This is a genomic window from Agrobacterium sp. 22-223-1, assembly GCF_053522385.1.
Genome location: NZ_JBNWCN010000007.1, coordinates 143,965 through 158,211, shown reverse-complemented (window position 1 = coordinate 158,211; position 14,247 = coordinate 143,965). Strand labels below are relative to the sequence as shown.

The window sequence follows — 14,247 nt, the reverse complement described above, 5'->3', positions numbered from 1 at the left end:
ATGGACGTGCTGATCGTCGAGGACGATGCGCTGCACCGCGCCTATCTGAACGAGGCGGTGCGTGCCGCGCTGCCGGAATGCGACAAGGTTCTGGAGGCGGCAAACGGCAGAACCGGCGAGAAGCTCGCGCGGGAAAACCGAGCCGCCCATATCGTCATGGATTTGCAGATGAACGAGCGCAACGGCATCGAGGCTGCGCGCACCATCTGGAAGGAAAGGCCCGATACCCGTATCCTGTTCTGGTCCAACTATTCCGACGAGGCCTATGTGCGCGGCGTCTCCCGCATCGTGCCGGAAGGGGCGGCCTATGGCTACGTGCTGAAATCCGCCTCCGATGACCGCCTGCGGCTGGCGCTGCGCAGCATCTTCATCGAGGCGCAATGCGTAATCGACCGGGAAGTGCGCGGCCTGCAGGAAAAGAGCCTCGGCAAGGCCCATGGCTTTACCGATTCCGAATATGAAATCCTTGTCGACGTCGCGCTCGGCCTCACCGACAAGGCGATTGCGCGGCGCCGTAACCTGTCGCTGCGCAGCGTGCAGAACCGGCTGCAAAGCCTCTATGAGAAACTGAACGTGCATCAGGCCGCCGGCGATGACGAGACGGAAGGCCGATATAATCTTCGCACCCGCGCTGTTACCGTCGCTTTCCTGCGCAAGCTGTTGAATTACAGCGCGCTGGAAAGGGCCGAGCGGGAACTGGCGGAATGGGCGGGCAGCCGCTGATCCTCAGGGCAGGTAGGCAAGCAGCCGTCTTTCATCCGCCCTGAGGCCGGAGACGGGCTTAGCCCCGACCTTCAAGATACGGCCAAGCTTTTTCTGCGCTTTCTCTTCCGTGGCTATATCGAGGACGGCCGGGTGCACATAGCTCTTGCGGCAGATGGTGGGCGTGTTGGAAAGCTCCGCCGCCGCTGCCTCGCACATGCCCTTTATGCTCGGCTTGTCACCCGCCGCCACATGTTCCATCGCGTTGCAGAAGGCGGCGAGCGTTCCGCCCCAGGTGCGGAAGGTCTTGGCGGAAATGCCTTGCCCGCCGATGCGGGAGAGGTAAGCGTTGAGATCGCTGGAATCGACCGAATGCACCCGGTTTTCGCTGTCCTGCCAGACGAAGAGTTCCTTGCCGGGCAGATCGGCGATCTCCTCTAGGATTTTCTGAAGGCGCGGGTGGCGCAATTGCCGTTTCACCTTCTGCCCGCCCTTGGCGGCAAACCGCAGCTCGATGGTTTCACCGAAGGAGACGTGCCGCTTGAGCAATGTCGTTGCGCCATAGGTGCCGTTGGTTTCGAGATAAGAGCGGTTGCCGACGCGCAGATAGGCGGCATCGAGCAGCAGCGTGAGCGCCGCGAGCGTCATTTCCTGCCCGTGATCCTGTTTCTCTATATCGGCTATGGCGCGGCGGCGAATGGCGGGCAGCGCCCTGCCGAAGCTTTTGAGCTGGAAGAATTTCGTCTCGCCCCGGAGCGCATGCCAGTCGGGATGATACCGATACTGTTTTCGCCCGCGGGCATCGAAACCCGTAGCCTGCAGATGGCCGGCGGGGTCGATGCAGATCCACACGTCCTTATAGGCGGGCGGCACGCCGAGCGCTTTGATGCGCTTCAGTTCGACGCTGTCGGAGAGAAGTTCGCCGCCCGGCAGACGGTAACAGAAACCGCGTCCGCGTTTCTCGCGGGCAATACCCGGCTCCTGATCGTTGACATAGGCAAGTCCGATTTTGGCAAGAAGGCGGGTGGGCGGCTGTGGCATGGTTTTTTCCGGCAGGTTTCACGCTGCGGCAAACGAAAAACAGGCCGCCTTCGTTCCGGCGGCCTGTCGTTCCAGTCGTGAGTTTTCTCAGCCGGTCTTTTTAATCAGCCGGCCTTGGCGATCCGCAGTATCTGCGATTCACCGCCGCCGCGCTCTTCTGTCACGGCATAGATCGCGCCATCCGGACCGACCTTCACGTCGCGAATGCGCGCTTCCAGCGGCAACCGGCTTTCGGTCGCGACCCTGTCGCCATCGATATGCAGGATGACGAGACCCTGACTTACCAGACCGCCGACGATGAAGGCGCCCTTCCATTCGGGAATCTGGTCGCCGTCATAATAGGCCATGCCGGAGGGGCCGATGACCGGGTCCCAATAATAAACCGGCTGTTCCATGCCTTCCTTTGCGGTAACACCTTCGCCGACCGACCTTCCGCTATATTCGACGCCATAGGTGATGACCGGCCAGCCGTAGTTCAGGCCGGCTTTCGGCATGTTCAGCTCATCGCCGCCGCGCGGGCCGTGTTCCACGGTCCAGAGCCGGCCTTCTCCGTCCAGCGCTGCCGCCTGCAGGTTGCGGTGGCCATAGCTCCAGATTTCGGGGAGGGCGTTCTGTCGGCTGGCGAAAGGATTGCCTTCAAAGGCCTTGCCCTGTGTATCGATGCGGAAGACCTTGCCAAGCCCGCTCGACAGGTCCTGCGCCTGCACGCGCGGCTTTGAGTCGGAACGCTCGCCGACGGTGACATAAAGCTCGTTGTTCGGCCCGAAAACGAGGCGGGAGCCGAAATGCTTGTCGCCGTCATAGGTCGGCATCTGGCGGAAAATCACCGAGACATCTTCCAATTTTGCCGCGTTGCCCTCCTCTGTCAGTTTCGCCGAGGCTACCGACGTGCCGTTGCCGCCATCGCGCGGTTCGGAGAAGGAGAAGAAGATGGTGCGCGACGTTTCGAAATCGGGAGCCAACGCGATGTCGAGAAGGCCGCCCTGTCCGTCGGATGCCACCTCAGGCACGCCCGCGATCGCCGGGCCGGCCTTGCCGTCGGCGACGATATGGATGGCGCCTTCCTTGGCTGCGACGATCATGCGGCCATCGGGCAGAAACTCCATCGACCACAGATGCGGCAGGCCGTCCGCGATCACGGTTTTTTCGATGCTTGGCTGGGTGGCGGCCTGCGGCGCGCGGGTCTGGCCCTCAAAAGCCGGTTTCTGATCCGGCGCATTCGGCCGTTTCGTTTCGGCGGCCGGGGCCTGGGCCTGTGCAACGCCGGCGAGCGGCACGGCGAGCAACGCACACAGGATCGTCGAACTCAGAAATCGGTTGTTATGGAACATGGGTCTCCCTTCCGTCGTTTATGTCAGGCAGAGAACCATTTGGGGAGGATTTCGTTTCCTGCGATAGTTTCAAGAAAACTTGATCACGCCGTGTGCAGGCGGCACGCTCTTTTCTCATCCATGCGAATTCATAAGGAACCGCCGACCTGCGGTCACGTTTTCCCCTTTGTTACACGGAGGGCGCCATGCAGATCATCGACAACAAGACCATAGACGGGAACAGAACCAAGCCGATCCTCAACGTCGCGGAATTCTGCAGGCGTTACCGGCTGGACAAGGCCGAGGAAACCCGGCTCCGAAAGCTGTTCGGCGAGTTCGCCTCGCGGCACGAGCTTCTGATGAATGCGCAGCGCAAGCCGAGCTTCCGCTGATCACTCCTCCGGGTCGAGAGATTTTCCGAAGATCATGAAGACATCATAACGGGTGTTCTTGCCCATTATCTGATGCGAAGGCTTGCGAATGCCCGGCATCGGCTCGGCGCGCAGGGGCCATTTCAGAACCACCCGTTTCGTCGCATTCTCCAGCGCAGCCTCCATCAGCTCCACCTGATCCGGGTCGGAGCCAACCAGTTCCCTCAGCACCCGCATCTCTTTTTTCACCAGCGCCGTGTTGTGGCGCGGCGGATGCATGGGGTCGACAATCACCACCTCCGGTGAAAGCTCTTTCAGTAACTGGCGTGAATCTCCGTGAAGAAGCGTCATGCGTGCTGCCGCCTCGGCATAGGCGCCCCCAGCCTCCAATGCGCGGCGAATGCCGTCCGCAAGATGGGCATGCATTCCCGGCGAGCGTTCGATGAGGGTCACTTCCGCTCCCAGTGAAGCCAGCAGAAAAGCGTCGCGCCCGAGGCCTGCGGTCGCATCCACGATCTTTGGCGTGCGGCCCTTTGTGAAACCCGCGGCTTTCGGCAGGGCCTGTCCGCGCCCCTCGCCGGAGCGGAAACGGTGGCCAACTGCACCGCCGACAAAATCTACTACGAAGCTTTCGGCTTTTTGTTTCATCGCAGGCCTCAGAAGGGGCAGGGCACGGTATAGGTGACGTCGCGGCCATCGGGATGGCGGAACCCGACCTCCTGCGCATGCAGCATCAGCCGCGGCGCAGCGGCGAGCGCTTCGCCTTCGGCATAAAATTCATCGCCGAGAATGGGGTGGCCAAGCGCCTTCATATGCACCCGCAATTGGTGGGTGCGGCCGGTAAGCGGGGTCAGCGCCAGCCGCGTTGCCGGAAGCGGCAATCGCTCCAGCACCCGCCAAAGGCTCTGTGCCGGCTTGCCGCTCTCGTGGTCGACCCGGTGGCGGGGCTTGTTTTCGGGATCGATGGCGAGCGGCAGGTCCACTTCTCCCGCTTCTCCCGCAACCTCTCCCCAGACAATGGCGACATAGGATTTGCGCGTCTGGCGGTTTTCAAACTGCGACGCAATCGCCGCATGCGCCTTGCGGTTCAGGGACATCAGCACGATGCCGGAGGTGTCCTTGTCCAGCCGGTTGATCATCAGCGCTTTCGGGAACTGTTTCTGCACCCGCGTCATCAGGCTGTCCGAAAGCGCCGGATCGCGTCCCGGCACCGATAAAAGCCCGCTTGGCTTATCCAGCACTAGCAGATCGTCGTCGCGGTGCACGATGGTGAGCCAGGGGTCGAGTGGCGGATGATAGACGGGGTTGGAAAGCTCGGATGACATGTCGCTTCCTTAGCACGAATTGCGCATTCGGACAGGCGCTAGAGCATTTCCAGGAAAAGTGGAGCCCGGTTTTCCGTCCGGAAATGCGCCAAAACAAAGAGTTAGAGTGTTTTCGCGATTCGAAGAAGAGCGAAAAAACTCTAGTCGGGAATGTGGAGATTGACGCGACCGCTGGTCAGGTCGCTTAAAAGCCGGCTGAGCCGTTCGGCTTCCTCTGCCGGAACCGAAAGCAGCATATCCGCGCCGGTTCCGTTGAAATCTTCCTTTTCCACCCGCAGGTTCTGTGTGGCGGAAAGGCGCGATTTCACCAGCGCGAGATCGGAGAAGGGGCAGCTCAAAGTCGCGCTGACATAGGCGATGACCGGCGAGGTTTCGCCAAGCCGCAGGCAGGCCGCCGCCGTGCCGCCATAGGCGCGCATTAGCCCGCCGCTGCCGAGCAGAATGCCGCCGAACCAGCGGATGACGAGAACGGCGACATTGTCCAGCGCCTGACCGTCTATCGCCTGAAGGATCGGTTTCCCGGCCGTGCCCGAAGGCTCGCCGTCATCGCTGAAACGATAGGTCTGGCCGCTTCGCCATGCCCAACAATTATGGTTGGCGTCGGGATCGGAATGCGCCGCAAGAAAGTTTTTCGCATCCTCCTCGCCCGTCACCGGCGCGGCAAAGGCTATGAAGCGGCTTTTCTTGATATCCTGCGAAAAGGTGACGGGTCGGTCGAGCGTGAACATGGGCGTTTCAATATCGCATATATTCGCGTGCGGAAATCGGTATAAGGCTCGGAATGGCGAAGATGGCGATGGAGAGGGTTTTGGCAAAGGCGAGGCAGGTCGCGATTATCGGCGGCGGACCGGCGGGGTTGATGGCGGCCGAGATGCTCTCGGCCGCAGGCCATGCCGTGACGGTGTTCGAGGCGATGCCGACCGTGGCGCGTAAGTTGCTGATGGCCGGAAAATCCGGCCTCAACATCACCCATGCCGAAGATTACGACAGCTTCCGTCACCGGTTCGGCGATGCGGAACCGAGACTGCGCGCCGCTCTCGATGATTTTACGCCGGATATGCTGCGCGACTGGGCGCAGGGGCTGGGGCAGGAAACTTTCGTCGGCACTTCGGGCCGGGTGTTTCCCTCCGTCATGAAGGCGTCGCCGTTGCTGCGGGCATGGCTTGCCCGGCTGGAGGTGCAGGGGGTGACCATCAGGACGCGGCATCGCTGGACAGGTTTTTCCGGCGGGCAGCCGGTTTTCGCGACACCGGAGGGCGAGGTCGCCATCAAGGCCGATGCCGTTCTTCTGGCGCTTGGCGGCGCAAGCTGGCCGCGTCTCGGTTCGGACGCCGCATGGGTTCCGGCGCTGGCGGAGAAAGGCGTGGTGCTTTCCCCGTTCCGCCCCGCCAATTGCGGTTTCGACGTTGACTGGAGCGATGTCTTCCGCGCGCGTTTTGCGGGGGAAGCGGTGAAATCCACCATCACCATTTCGCCGGCCGGAGCCTTTCAGGGCGAATTCGTCATCACGAAGCATGGTATTGAGGGTAGCGTGATCTATGCCCATTCCGCCGCACTGCGCGACCGGCTGGAAGAGGCGGGCAAAGTGTCGCTCGCAATCGATCTTGCGCCGGGACGTACGGTCGAACGCCTCAGCCGCGATCTGGCGAAACTCGGACGGAAGGAGAGTTTTGCAAACCGCATGCGCAAGGCGGCCGGCTTGTCGGCTGTGAAGGTCGGGCTTCTGCGGGAAATCTTTCCCGACATCGCGGCCATGCCGGACGATTTCGTCGCCGCGAGAATAAAACATGCCGAGATACCGCTTATGCGGACGAGACCGATTGCCGAGGCGATTTCATCGGCCGGCGGTATCGCGTGGAGCGGTCTCGATGAGAACTACATGCTGGAAAAGCTCCCCGGCATATTTGCTGCCGGGGAAATGCTGGATTGGGAAGCGCCGACCGGCGGCTATCTCTTGACCGCCTGTTTCGCCACAGGCATGGCCGCCGCAAAGGGCATGGCCGCGTGGCTTGAAGGCTCAGCCTGACAAGCGTTCAGCCGTGCCTGCTTCCTCACCATGTGCGGTTCTGACGAGGCAGCGCATGATGGCATCGGTGGTGACGGCGCCGAGCGATTTGCCGTTTTCACCGACGACTGTGGCGCTGCTGACATTTTCCCGGACGAGCGCACGCAGGCCCTCTTCGACCGTCATATCCGCATCGAGCTGAAGCCGTGACTGGCCGGAAAATTCCGGCTGGACGATGGCGCCGAGGCGAATGACCCGGCCGCGGTTGACCTCCTCCACGAAGGCTTCGATATAGCTGTCAGCCGGCGACATGACGATTTCGGCCGCCGTGCCCTGCTGGATGATTTCGCCGTCGCGCAGAATGGCGATCTTGTCGCCCAGCCGCAGCGCCTCATCGAGATCATGGGTGATGAAGACCACGGTTTTTTTCAGTTCTTTCTGCAGTTCCAGCAGCACCGTCTGCATATCGACGCGAATGAGCGGATCGAGCGCCGAATAGGCTTCGTCCATCAACAGGATTTCGGCATTGTTGGTGAGCGCCCGCGCCAGACCCACACGCTGCTGCATGCCGCCCGAAAGCTGGTTCGGATAATGGCTGGAGAAGCCTTCCAGCCCTACGCGCCTGATCCAGACTTCCGCCCTTTCTTCCCGCTCGCGCTTGTCGACGCCCTGCACTTCGAGACCGTAGACGACATTCTGCAGCACGTTGCGGTGGGGCAGCAGACCGAACTTCTGGAACACCATCGCCGTCTTGTGGCGGCGAAACTCCAGCAGATCCGCTTCGTTGAGGCGGCACACGTCCGTGCCGCCATAGAGGATTTCGCCGGCGGTCGGGTCGATCAGCCGGTTGACGTGGCGGATCAGTGTCGATTTGCCTGAGCCGGAAAGGCCCATGATGACGGTGATCTGCCCGCCCGGCATGGTGATGTTGATATCCCGCAGGCCGAGCACATGACCATGTTTGGCGTTGAGATCCGCCTTGGACATGCCGGCCTTGACGGGTTCGACATAGTCGGCCGCCCTGGGGCCGAAAATCTTGTAGAGGCTGCGAATTTCGATCGATTGACTAGCCATGCGCCACTTCCCGGTGTTTTTGCAGGCGAAGGCCATAGGCCTGGCTGATGCGGTCGAAGATGATGGCGATGCCGACGATGGCAAGCCCGTTGAACACGCCGAGCGTGAAATACTGGTTGGCGATGGCCTTCAGCACCGGCTGACCGAGGCCCTGCACGCCAATCATGGAAGCGATGACGACCATGGCGAGCGCCATCATGATGGTCTGGTTGATGCCGGCCATGATGGTGGGCAGTGCGAGCGGCAGCTGCACCTTGAAAAGCTTCTGGCGCTTGGAAGAGCCGAAGGCATCGGCCGCCTCCAGCACGTCGCGGTCGACCATGCGGATACCGAGATTGGTAAGCCGGATCATCGGCGGAATGGCATAGATGACGACGGCGATGACGCCGGGCACGCGGCCGATGCCGAGCAGCATGACGACGGGAATGAGATAGACGAAACTCGGCATCGTCTGCATCACGTCGAGAACGGGATTGACCACGCTCTGCAGGCGGTTGGAGCGCGCCATGGCGATGCCGATGGGCAGGCCGACGACGATGGACAACACGGCGCAGACGAAGATCATCGAGACCGTCTTCATCGTGTCTTCCCACATGCCGAACCAGCCGATGGCGAAGAGAATGCCGCAACAGAGCGAAACAATGGTGGCGCTGCGGCTGCCGAACCAGGCAAGCGCGCCGACAATAAGAATAACGACCGGCCAGGGTGCGCCGATCAAAAGCCTTTCCGCCCAGATGAGGAAGCTCTGAAGGGGAGTAAACAACCCCTCGATTGCGCCGCCATAGGTTCGGGTGAAAGCCCGGAACCCCTCGTCGATGACTTTTTTCAGCGCGCGCAGAGCATCGTCATTCATGGTCGGAAATTTGAAAAGCCATTCCATATCCTGTTCTCCATGACGAACCGGAGGCGGGGATCGATATCCTCCGCACTCCGGGAGTAAAATCGTCAGAGCGCCGCGCATCCGTCAGGACGCAGGGCGGAACGCTCTGTTGAACCGGCGCATCGTCACCGGAAAGCCGGGAGGCATTCCAGGGCCGATGCGGGCGCGGCGTCGCCGCTGGCGGACGCCGTTTGCCGGGCAGATATGCAGGGACCGGCTTTTAAAGGGCGGCCTTGACCTTTTCCGCGACGTCAGGAGATACCCAGCCCGTCCACAGCGCTTCGTTTTCCTTCAGGAAGTGCTTGGCGCCGTCTTCACCGGTCGCCTGGTTGTCCGTCATCCAGGCAATCAGCTTGTTGACGGTGTCATTGGTCCAGGCGCGCTTGTTCAGATAGTCCATGGCCGGGCCGGCACGATCGGCGAAGGTCTTGCTCACCAGCGTCTGCACGTCATCCACCTGCCATGCGTTCGGCTTCGGGTCCGCGCAGTCGGCGACGGATGTGCAGCGCTTCCATTCAGCCGCATCGTAGTCGGCGCCGAAGCCGAGCTTCACCATCTCATATTTGCCGAGCAGCGAGGTGGGCGCCCAGTAATAACCGACCCAAGGCTGCTTGGCTTCGTAAGCCTTGGCGATGGAGCCGTCGAGACCCGCGGCGGAGCCGGTGTCGACGAGGGTGAAGCCGGCCTTTTCACCGCCGAAAGCCTTGAAAAGCTGCGCGGTGACGACAGTGCCGCCCCAGCCCTGCGGGCCGTTGAACACGGCGCCCTTGGACTTGTCTTCGGGCGAGGGGAAGAGTTCGGGATGTTTGAAGAGGTCCGGAATGGTCTTGAGATCGGGATTGGCGTCGGCGACATATTTCGGAATCCACCAGCCCTGGACCGCGCCGTCCGAGAGGATCTTGGCGGCTGCAACGACCTTGCCGCCTTCCAGCCCCTGCTTGACGATTTCCGGCTGCAGGCTGACCCATGCCTCAGGCGCGATATCCGGCTGGCCTTTTTCGGCCATGGAGGTCAAAGTCGGCACGGTATCGCCGGTGACGATTTCGGCGGAGCATCCGTAGCCCTTTTCGAGAATGAGCTTGTCCAGATTGGCGGCGACTTCGGCGGATTGCCAGTTCATGCTGGCGATCGTCACGTTTCCACAGTCGGCGGCATAGGCCGCGCCGCCTGAAAAGGCGAAGCCGGCGGAAAGAATTGTGGCACCCAAAAGTATTTTCATTGTTGTTCCCTCTGGTCGCGGTGTGGCGAAGACCCGGGCGCTGACGGCACCGCGACCGCCAGCACCCTTATTGAGGCTTAATAATTCCTTTGTCGCCATCCCGTTTGCGGCAATTTCTGGCGTATTGAGGATGCCAATTGTCAAACGAAGGCGGGGTCGTAAGGATATATTGGAGAAATTTCTCGCACGAAGGTCCTGAAATGTCTGATGGTTTAGCACTCGCCTTGCGACATTTACGCCGCGATGGAACTTTTTCAATTTTCTGAAAAGCTTGGGAACAATAAGCGGAAGTTTCTGTTTTCTTGGACTTTTATCCTGTTCTGTATTACGGGAGATTTTCTCTCGGTTTTTGTGGTGATGTTGAATGACCAATCTTGGTGCTGCGCCGGTATGGCCGATCGGTGGCGGTGAAACGGGTGAGCTTGTGCGCCGCTTCGACTGGTCGAAGACATCGCTCGGTCCTATTTGCGACTGGCCGCAAAATCTGAGGCAAAAAGCCAATTCCGTCGTCAACTCGCCCATTCCGCAGGTGCTGATGTGGGGCAGGGATCATGTGATGATCTATAATGACGGCTATGCGGAGATCGCCGGCAATTATCACCCGCAGGCGCTGGGCGGAACCGTGCCCGGCATCTGGCCGGAAATATGGGACTGGAACAGCCGCATTCTCGAAGCCGGTTTTCGCGGTGAGGTCATGGCCTATCGCGACCAGCCGATGACGCTGATGCGACATGGCCTGCCGGAAGAGGTGATCTTCGATCTGTTCTACACGCCGATCTATAATGAAGGCGGCACGGTAGACGGCGTTTTATGCACCGTGCTTGAAAATACCGACAAGGTGAAAGCCGTGGAGGCGCTGGAACAGAGCCGCAAGGAACTGAGCCGGCTTACCAATGCCCTGCCCATTCTGGTCGGATATGTCGACCGTGACTACGTTTATAAATTCGCCAATGACGGCTATCTGGAATGGTTCGGTCGCCGCGCCGAGGAGGTGATCGGCCGCAGCGTTCCCGAAATCGTCGGCGAGGCGTTTTTCGAGGCCCGCAGGGCCTATCTCGACCGCGCACTCAGCGGCGAGAAGATCGTTTCGGATACCGTGATCAGCAGACCGGACGGCAGCACGCGCGCCGCCGAAATCCGCTATGTTCCGCGTTACATTGCCGATGGCTCCATCGACGGCATCTATGTGCTGATCATCGATATCGAGGAGCGCAAGCGCTCGGAGCGGGAAATCCTCATCAGCAACAATCGTTTCCGTGCTGCGGTGGATGCCGTGCACGGCGTGCTGTGGACCAACAGCGCCGAAGGAATGATGCTGGGCGAACAACCCGCCTGGAGCGCTTTGACGGGCCAGACTCCGGAAGACTATCAGGGTTTTGGCTGGGCGGACGCGGTCCATCCCGAGGACAGGCAGGGGTCTGTCGACAGCTGGAACAAAGCGGTCGCGGAAAAGTCGACCTATATCTGGGAACATCGGGTGCGCCGCCATGACGGCGTCTACCGCACTTTTGCGATCCGTGGCGTGCCGATTTTCGACAAGGCCGGCGCCATTGCCGAATGGGTCGGCGTCCATACGGATGTCACCGAACAGCGGCGGGCCGAAAACACCCTCAAGGAACATGCGAGCAATCTTGAGCGCGAAATTCGCCACCGCATCCGGGCGGAAGAGCAGCTTCGGCAATTGAACGAGAGCCTCGAGGCGCGTGTCGAGGCGGAAATGGCCGAGCGTCGCCAGACCGAAAAGGCGCTACAGCAGGCGCAGAAAATGGAATCCATCGGCCAGCTCACCGGCGGCGTGGCGCATGATTTCAACAATCTGCTGCAAGTTATCGCCGGCAATCTGCAATTGCTGTCGAAGGATGTGATCGGCAATGAACGTGCGGAGCGGCGGCTGGAAAACGCGCTTGCCGGCGTTCATCGCGGCGCAAAGCTGGCCAGCCAGCTTCTGGCCTTCGGCCGCCGCCAGGCGCTGGAGCCGCGCGTCATCAATATCGCCCGTTTCGTAACCGGCATGGACGATCTGCTTCGCCGCTCGCTCGGCGAGGCGATCGAGGTGGAGGTCATCACCTCGGGTGGTCTCTGGAACACCTATGCCGACCCCAACCAGGTGGAGAACGCTCTTCTCAATCTGGCCATCAATGCGCGCGACGCCATGGAAGGGCAGGGCAAGCTGACCATCGAGGTCGGAAATGCGGTTCTTGACCGCGATTATGCTCGCAAGCACTCGGAAGTTTCAGCGGGGCAATATGTGATGCTCGCCGTCACCGATACGGGTTCGGGCATGTCGCCGGAAATTCTCGAAAAGGTCTTCGAGCCGTTCTTCTCGACAAAGCCGGAAGGCAAGGGCACCGGCCTCGGGCTTTCGATGGTCTATGGTTTTGCGAAACAGTCTAGCGGCCACGTCAACATCTATAGCGAGGTGGGGCAGGGCACGACGGTGAAGATGTATCTGCCGCGCTCCGCCGCCGATGAGGACAGGGAAGTGGTGATGCCGACCGGCCCCGTGGAGGGCGGCACGGAAACCATTCTTGTGGTGGAAGATGACGAGGAAGTGCGCAACACCGTCGTCGAGACCTTGAGCGATCTCGGTTACCGCGTGCTCACCGCCCGCGATGCGCAGGCCGGTTTGACGGTGGTGGAAAGCGGCATTCCGATCGATGTCATCTTTACCGACGTGGTGATGCCCGGACCGTTGAAAAGCCGGGAAATGGCGCGCCGCGCGCAGGAACGGCTGCCCAACCTCGCCGTTCTCTTCACCTCGGGTTACACCGAAAACTCCATCGTGCATGGCGGCAAGCTGGATGCCGGGGTGGAGCTGCTTTCCAAACCCTATACGCGCGAAGCGCTGGCGCGGCGTATCCGCCACGTCATCGCCAACCGCAAACAGGTTTCGCTGTCGAGAGCGCGGCCGACATCGGCGCCGGGTCCTTCGAAACTTTCCGAACCGGTCAGGGCGGTCGAAAATCAAAACCGGTCCATACGCGTTCTTCTCGTCGAGGATGATGAGTTGATCCGGATGAATTCGACGGAGATGCTCTCGGAGAGCGGCTTTGCCGTCGTCGAGGCTGGAAATGCGGCGCAGGCGCTGAAGGCTATCGAAGCGGATCAGATCGACGTTCTTGTCACCGACATCGGCCTGCCCGATATGATGGGCGGCGAGCTGGCGGTGGAGGCCCTGCGCCGCAAGCCGGGGCTTGCCATTGTGTTTGCGACGGGAGACAGCCATTTGCCGGAAGGAGCGCCGGCAAGCGCGGTTCTCTTGACCAAGCCCTATGACGAACAGCAGATCGTCTCCGCCGTTGAACAGGCCCATACGGGCAAGTCGGTGGCGGCCGAATAGGCCGCCTTGCCGCCTGTTCAATAGCCGCGGGCCATGTCGACCGTCTCCGGCAGCCCGCCCGTTTCCCGCCATGTGCGGACATTGCCGGCGACGATCCGGGCCGAACTTTCCCGGCTTGTCGGCGCGGAAATATGCGGCAGGACCGTAACTTTGGGGTGTTGCCAGAAGGCGGAAGCGGCGGGCAGCGGCTCCTGCTCGAAGACATCGAGAACGGCGTGCGAAAGCCTGCCGGAATCAAGTGCCGCAATCAGTTCATCGGCGACGATGACGGCACCGCGGGCGAAGTTGATGAGTGCCGCGCCCTGTTTCATTGCAGCGAGACGGCCGGCATCGAGAAGACCGCGCGTCGCATCGGTAAGCGGCACGAGGCAGACGAGAATGTCGCTCTTTTCCAGCAATGCCTGCAGTCCGTCATCGCCGGTCAGTGTTTCCACGCCCTTTATCGCCTTGGCCGAGCGGCTCCAGCCTGCAACGTTGAAACCGGCATGGATAAGGCGTTCCGCCGCAGCCGTGCCGAGCGCTCCGAGGCCGAGGAGACCGACGGTCATCTCGCCGGGGTGGCGATAGTTCAGCTCCTGCCAGAGCGCCTTTTTTTGGTTTTCGCGATAGGCGGGCATGTCGCGCTGCAGGTAATAGGTCCATGCCAGCACGGCTTCGGCCATGACGCGGGAAAGCTCCGGGTCCTTCAGGCGAACGATGGGGGGAGCCTTATCGCCCAGTTCCAGCACCAGCCGCTCGACACCCGCCCACAGGCTGTGGATCCATTTGAGGCCCGGAAGTGCCGCGATATCGGCCGGATCGGGATTGGCGACGATGGCGAAATCCACTGCCCGTCGCTGCTCGCCCGTCAATTCGGCGAAGGAAAGGATTTCCTCCTGGGGCATTGCGGCGCGTAGCGCCTGTTTCCAGACGGCTTCCGTTTCCGCATTCATCCGTGAAACAAAGGCGATGGGTGATGGCATGGGACTGATCCTGCTTGC

Annotated in this window: 13 protein-coding genes; 4 read left to right on the top strand and 9 right to left on the bottom strand. The window is 61.1% G+C overall.

All coding sequences use genetic code 11. From position 1 onward, the window contains the following. The gene (locus ACQZ60_RS23390; protein ID WP_448736226.1) at nt 1–723 is read left to right on the top strand and encodes a response regulator transcription factor; all 723 of its coding nucleotides are present in this window, start codon (nt 1–3) and stop codon (nt 721–723) included. A 3-nt stretch (nt 724–726) separates the two neighbouring features. Here ACQZ60_RS23390 and ACQZ60_RS23385 read toward each other — a convergent pair whose 3' ends face one another. Both ACQZ60_RS23385 and ACQZ60_RS23380 read right to left on the bottom strand, forming a co-directional pair. Then, nucleotides 727–1,743 carry a DNA topoisomerase IB gene (locus ACQZ60_RS23385; RefSeq protein ID WP_448736225.1) on the bottom strand — a complete coding sequence of 339 codons (1,017 nt, stop codon included), beginning with the start codon at nt 1,741–1,743 and terminating at the stop codon, nt 727–729. A 104-nt stretch (nt 1,744–1,847) separates the two neighbouring features. Beyond that, nucleotides 1,848–3,074, bottom strand: a complete 1,227-nt coding sequence (locus tag ACQZ60_RS23380; RefSeq protein WP_448736224.1) for a PQQ-dependent sugar dehydrogenase — start codon at nt 3,072–3,074, stop codon at nt 1,848–1,850. A 185-nt stretch (nt 3,075–3,259) separates the two neighbouring features. Between ACQZ60_RS23380 and ACQZ60_RS23375 the strand changes: the two genes are divergently transcribed. Further along, on the top strand, nt 3,260–3,445 hold the full coding sequence (locus tag ACQZ60_RS23375) for a hypothetical protein (RefSeq protein ID WP_003508485.1): 186 nt from the start codon (nt 3,260–3,262) through the stop codon (nt 3,443–3,445). Here the strand turns inward: ACQZ60_RS23375 and ACQZ60_RS23370 are convergent, their stop codons facing one another. The 3 genes from ACQZ60_RS23370 to ACQZ60_RS23360 form a co-directional block, all read right to left on the bottom strand. After that, entirely contained in the window at nt 3,446–4,072 is a 627-nt protein-coding gene (locus ACQZ60_RS23370; protein ID WP_448736223.1) for a class I SAM-dependent methyltransferase, read from the bottom strand. An 8-nt stretch (nt 4,073–4,080) separates the two neighbouring features. Continuing rightward, nucleotides 4,081–4,749, bottom strand: a complete 669-nt coding sequence (locus tag ACQZ60_RS23365) for a pseudouridine synthase (protein WP_174058399.1) — start codon at nt 4,747–4,749, stop codon at nt 4,081–4,083. A gap of 140 nt (nt 4,750–4,889) precedes the next feature. Next, nucleotides 4,890–5,477: an IMPACT family protein gene (locus ACQZ60_RS23360; protein ID WP_448736222.1), complete on the bottom strand. Its 588-nt coding sequence runs from the start codon at nt 5,475–5,477 to the stop codon at nt 4,890–4,892. Nucleotides 5,478–5,530: 53 nt separating this feature from the next. Between ACQZ60_RS23360 and ACQZ60_RS23355 the strand changes: the two genes are divergently transcribed. Continuing rightward, the gene (locus tag ACQZ60_RS23355) at nt 5,531–6,775 is read left to right on the top strand and encodes a TIGR03862 family flavoprotein (RefSeq protein ID WP_448736221.1); all 1,245 of its coding nucleotides are present in this window, start codon (nt 5,531–5,533) and stop codon (nt 6,773–6,775) included. Here the strand turns inward: ACQZ60_RS23355 and ACQZ60_RS23350 are convergent. The 3 genes from ACQZ60_RS23350 to ACQZ60_RS23340 all read right to left on the bottom strand — a co-directional run bounded on the left by ACQZ60_RS23350 (nt 6,767) and on the right by ACQZ60_RS23340 (nt 9,927). After that, nucleotides 6,767–7,828, bottom strand: coding sequence for a quaternary amine ABC transporter ATP-binding protein (locus ACQZ60_RS23350; protein WP_448736220.1), 1,062 nt, complete (start codon nt 7,826–7,828; stop codon nt 6,767–6,769). The genes ACQZ60_RS23355 and ACQZ60_RS23350 overlap by 9 nt on opposite strands. Beyond that, complete coding sequence (locus ACQZ60_RS23345) at nt 7,821–8,708, bottom strand: ABC transporter permease (RefSeq protein ID WP_035263623.1); 888 nt, start codon at nt 8,706–8,708, stop codon at nt 7,821–7,823. Before ACQZ60_RS23345 ends, ACQZ60_RS23350 begins: the two co-directional genes overlap by 8 nt. Before the next feature lie 220 nt (nt 8,709–8,928). Next, nucleotides 8,929–9,927, bottom strand: a complete 999-nt coding sequence (locus ACQZ60_RS23340) for an ABC transporter substrate-binding protein (protein WP_035263625.1) — start codon at nt 9,925–9,927, stop codon at nt 8,929–8,931. Nucleotides 9,928–10,291: 364 nt separating this feature from the next. Between ACQZ60_RS23340 and ACQZ60_RS23335 the strand changes: the two genes are divergently transcribed. Next, entirely contained in the window at nt 10,292–13,267 is a 2,976-nt protein-coding gene (locus ACQZ60_RS23335) for a PAS domain-containing protein (RefSeq protein ID WP_448736219.1), read from the top strand. A 17-nt stretch (nt 13,268–13,284) separates the two neighbouring features. Here the strand turns inward: ACQZ60_RS23335 and ACQZ60_RS23330 are convergent, their stop codons facing one another. Beyond that, on the bottom strand, nt 13,285–14,229 hold the full coding sequence (locus ACQZ60_RS23330; protein ID WP_448736218.1) for a 2-hydroxyacid dehydrogenase: 945 nt from the start codon (nt 14,227–14,229) through the stop codon (nt 13,285–13,287). Nucleotides 14,230–14,247 lie beyond the last annotated feature (18 nt).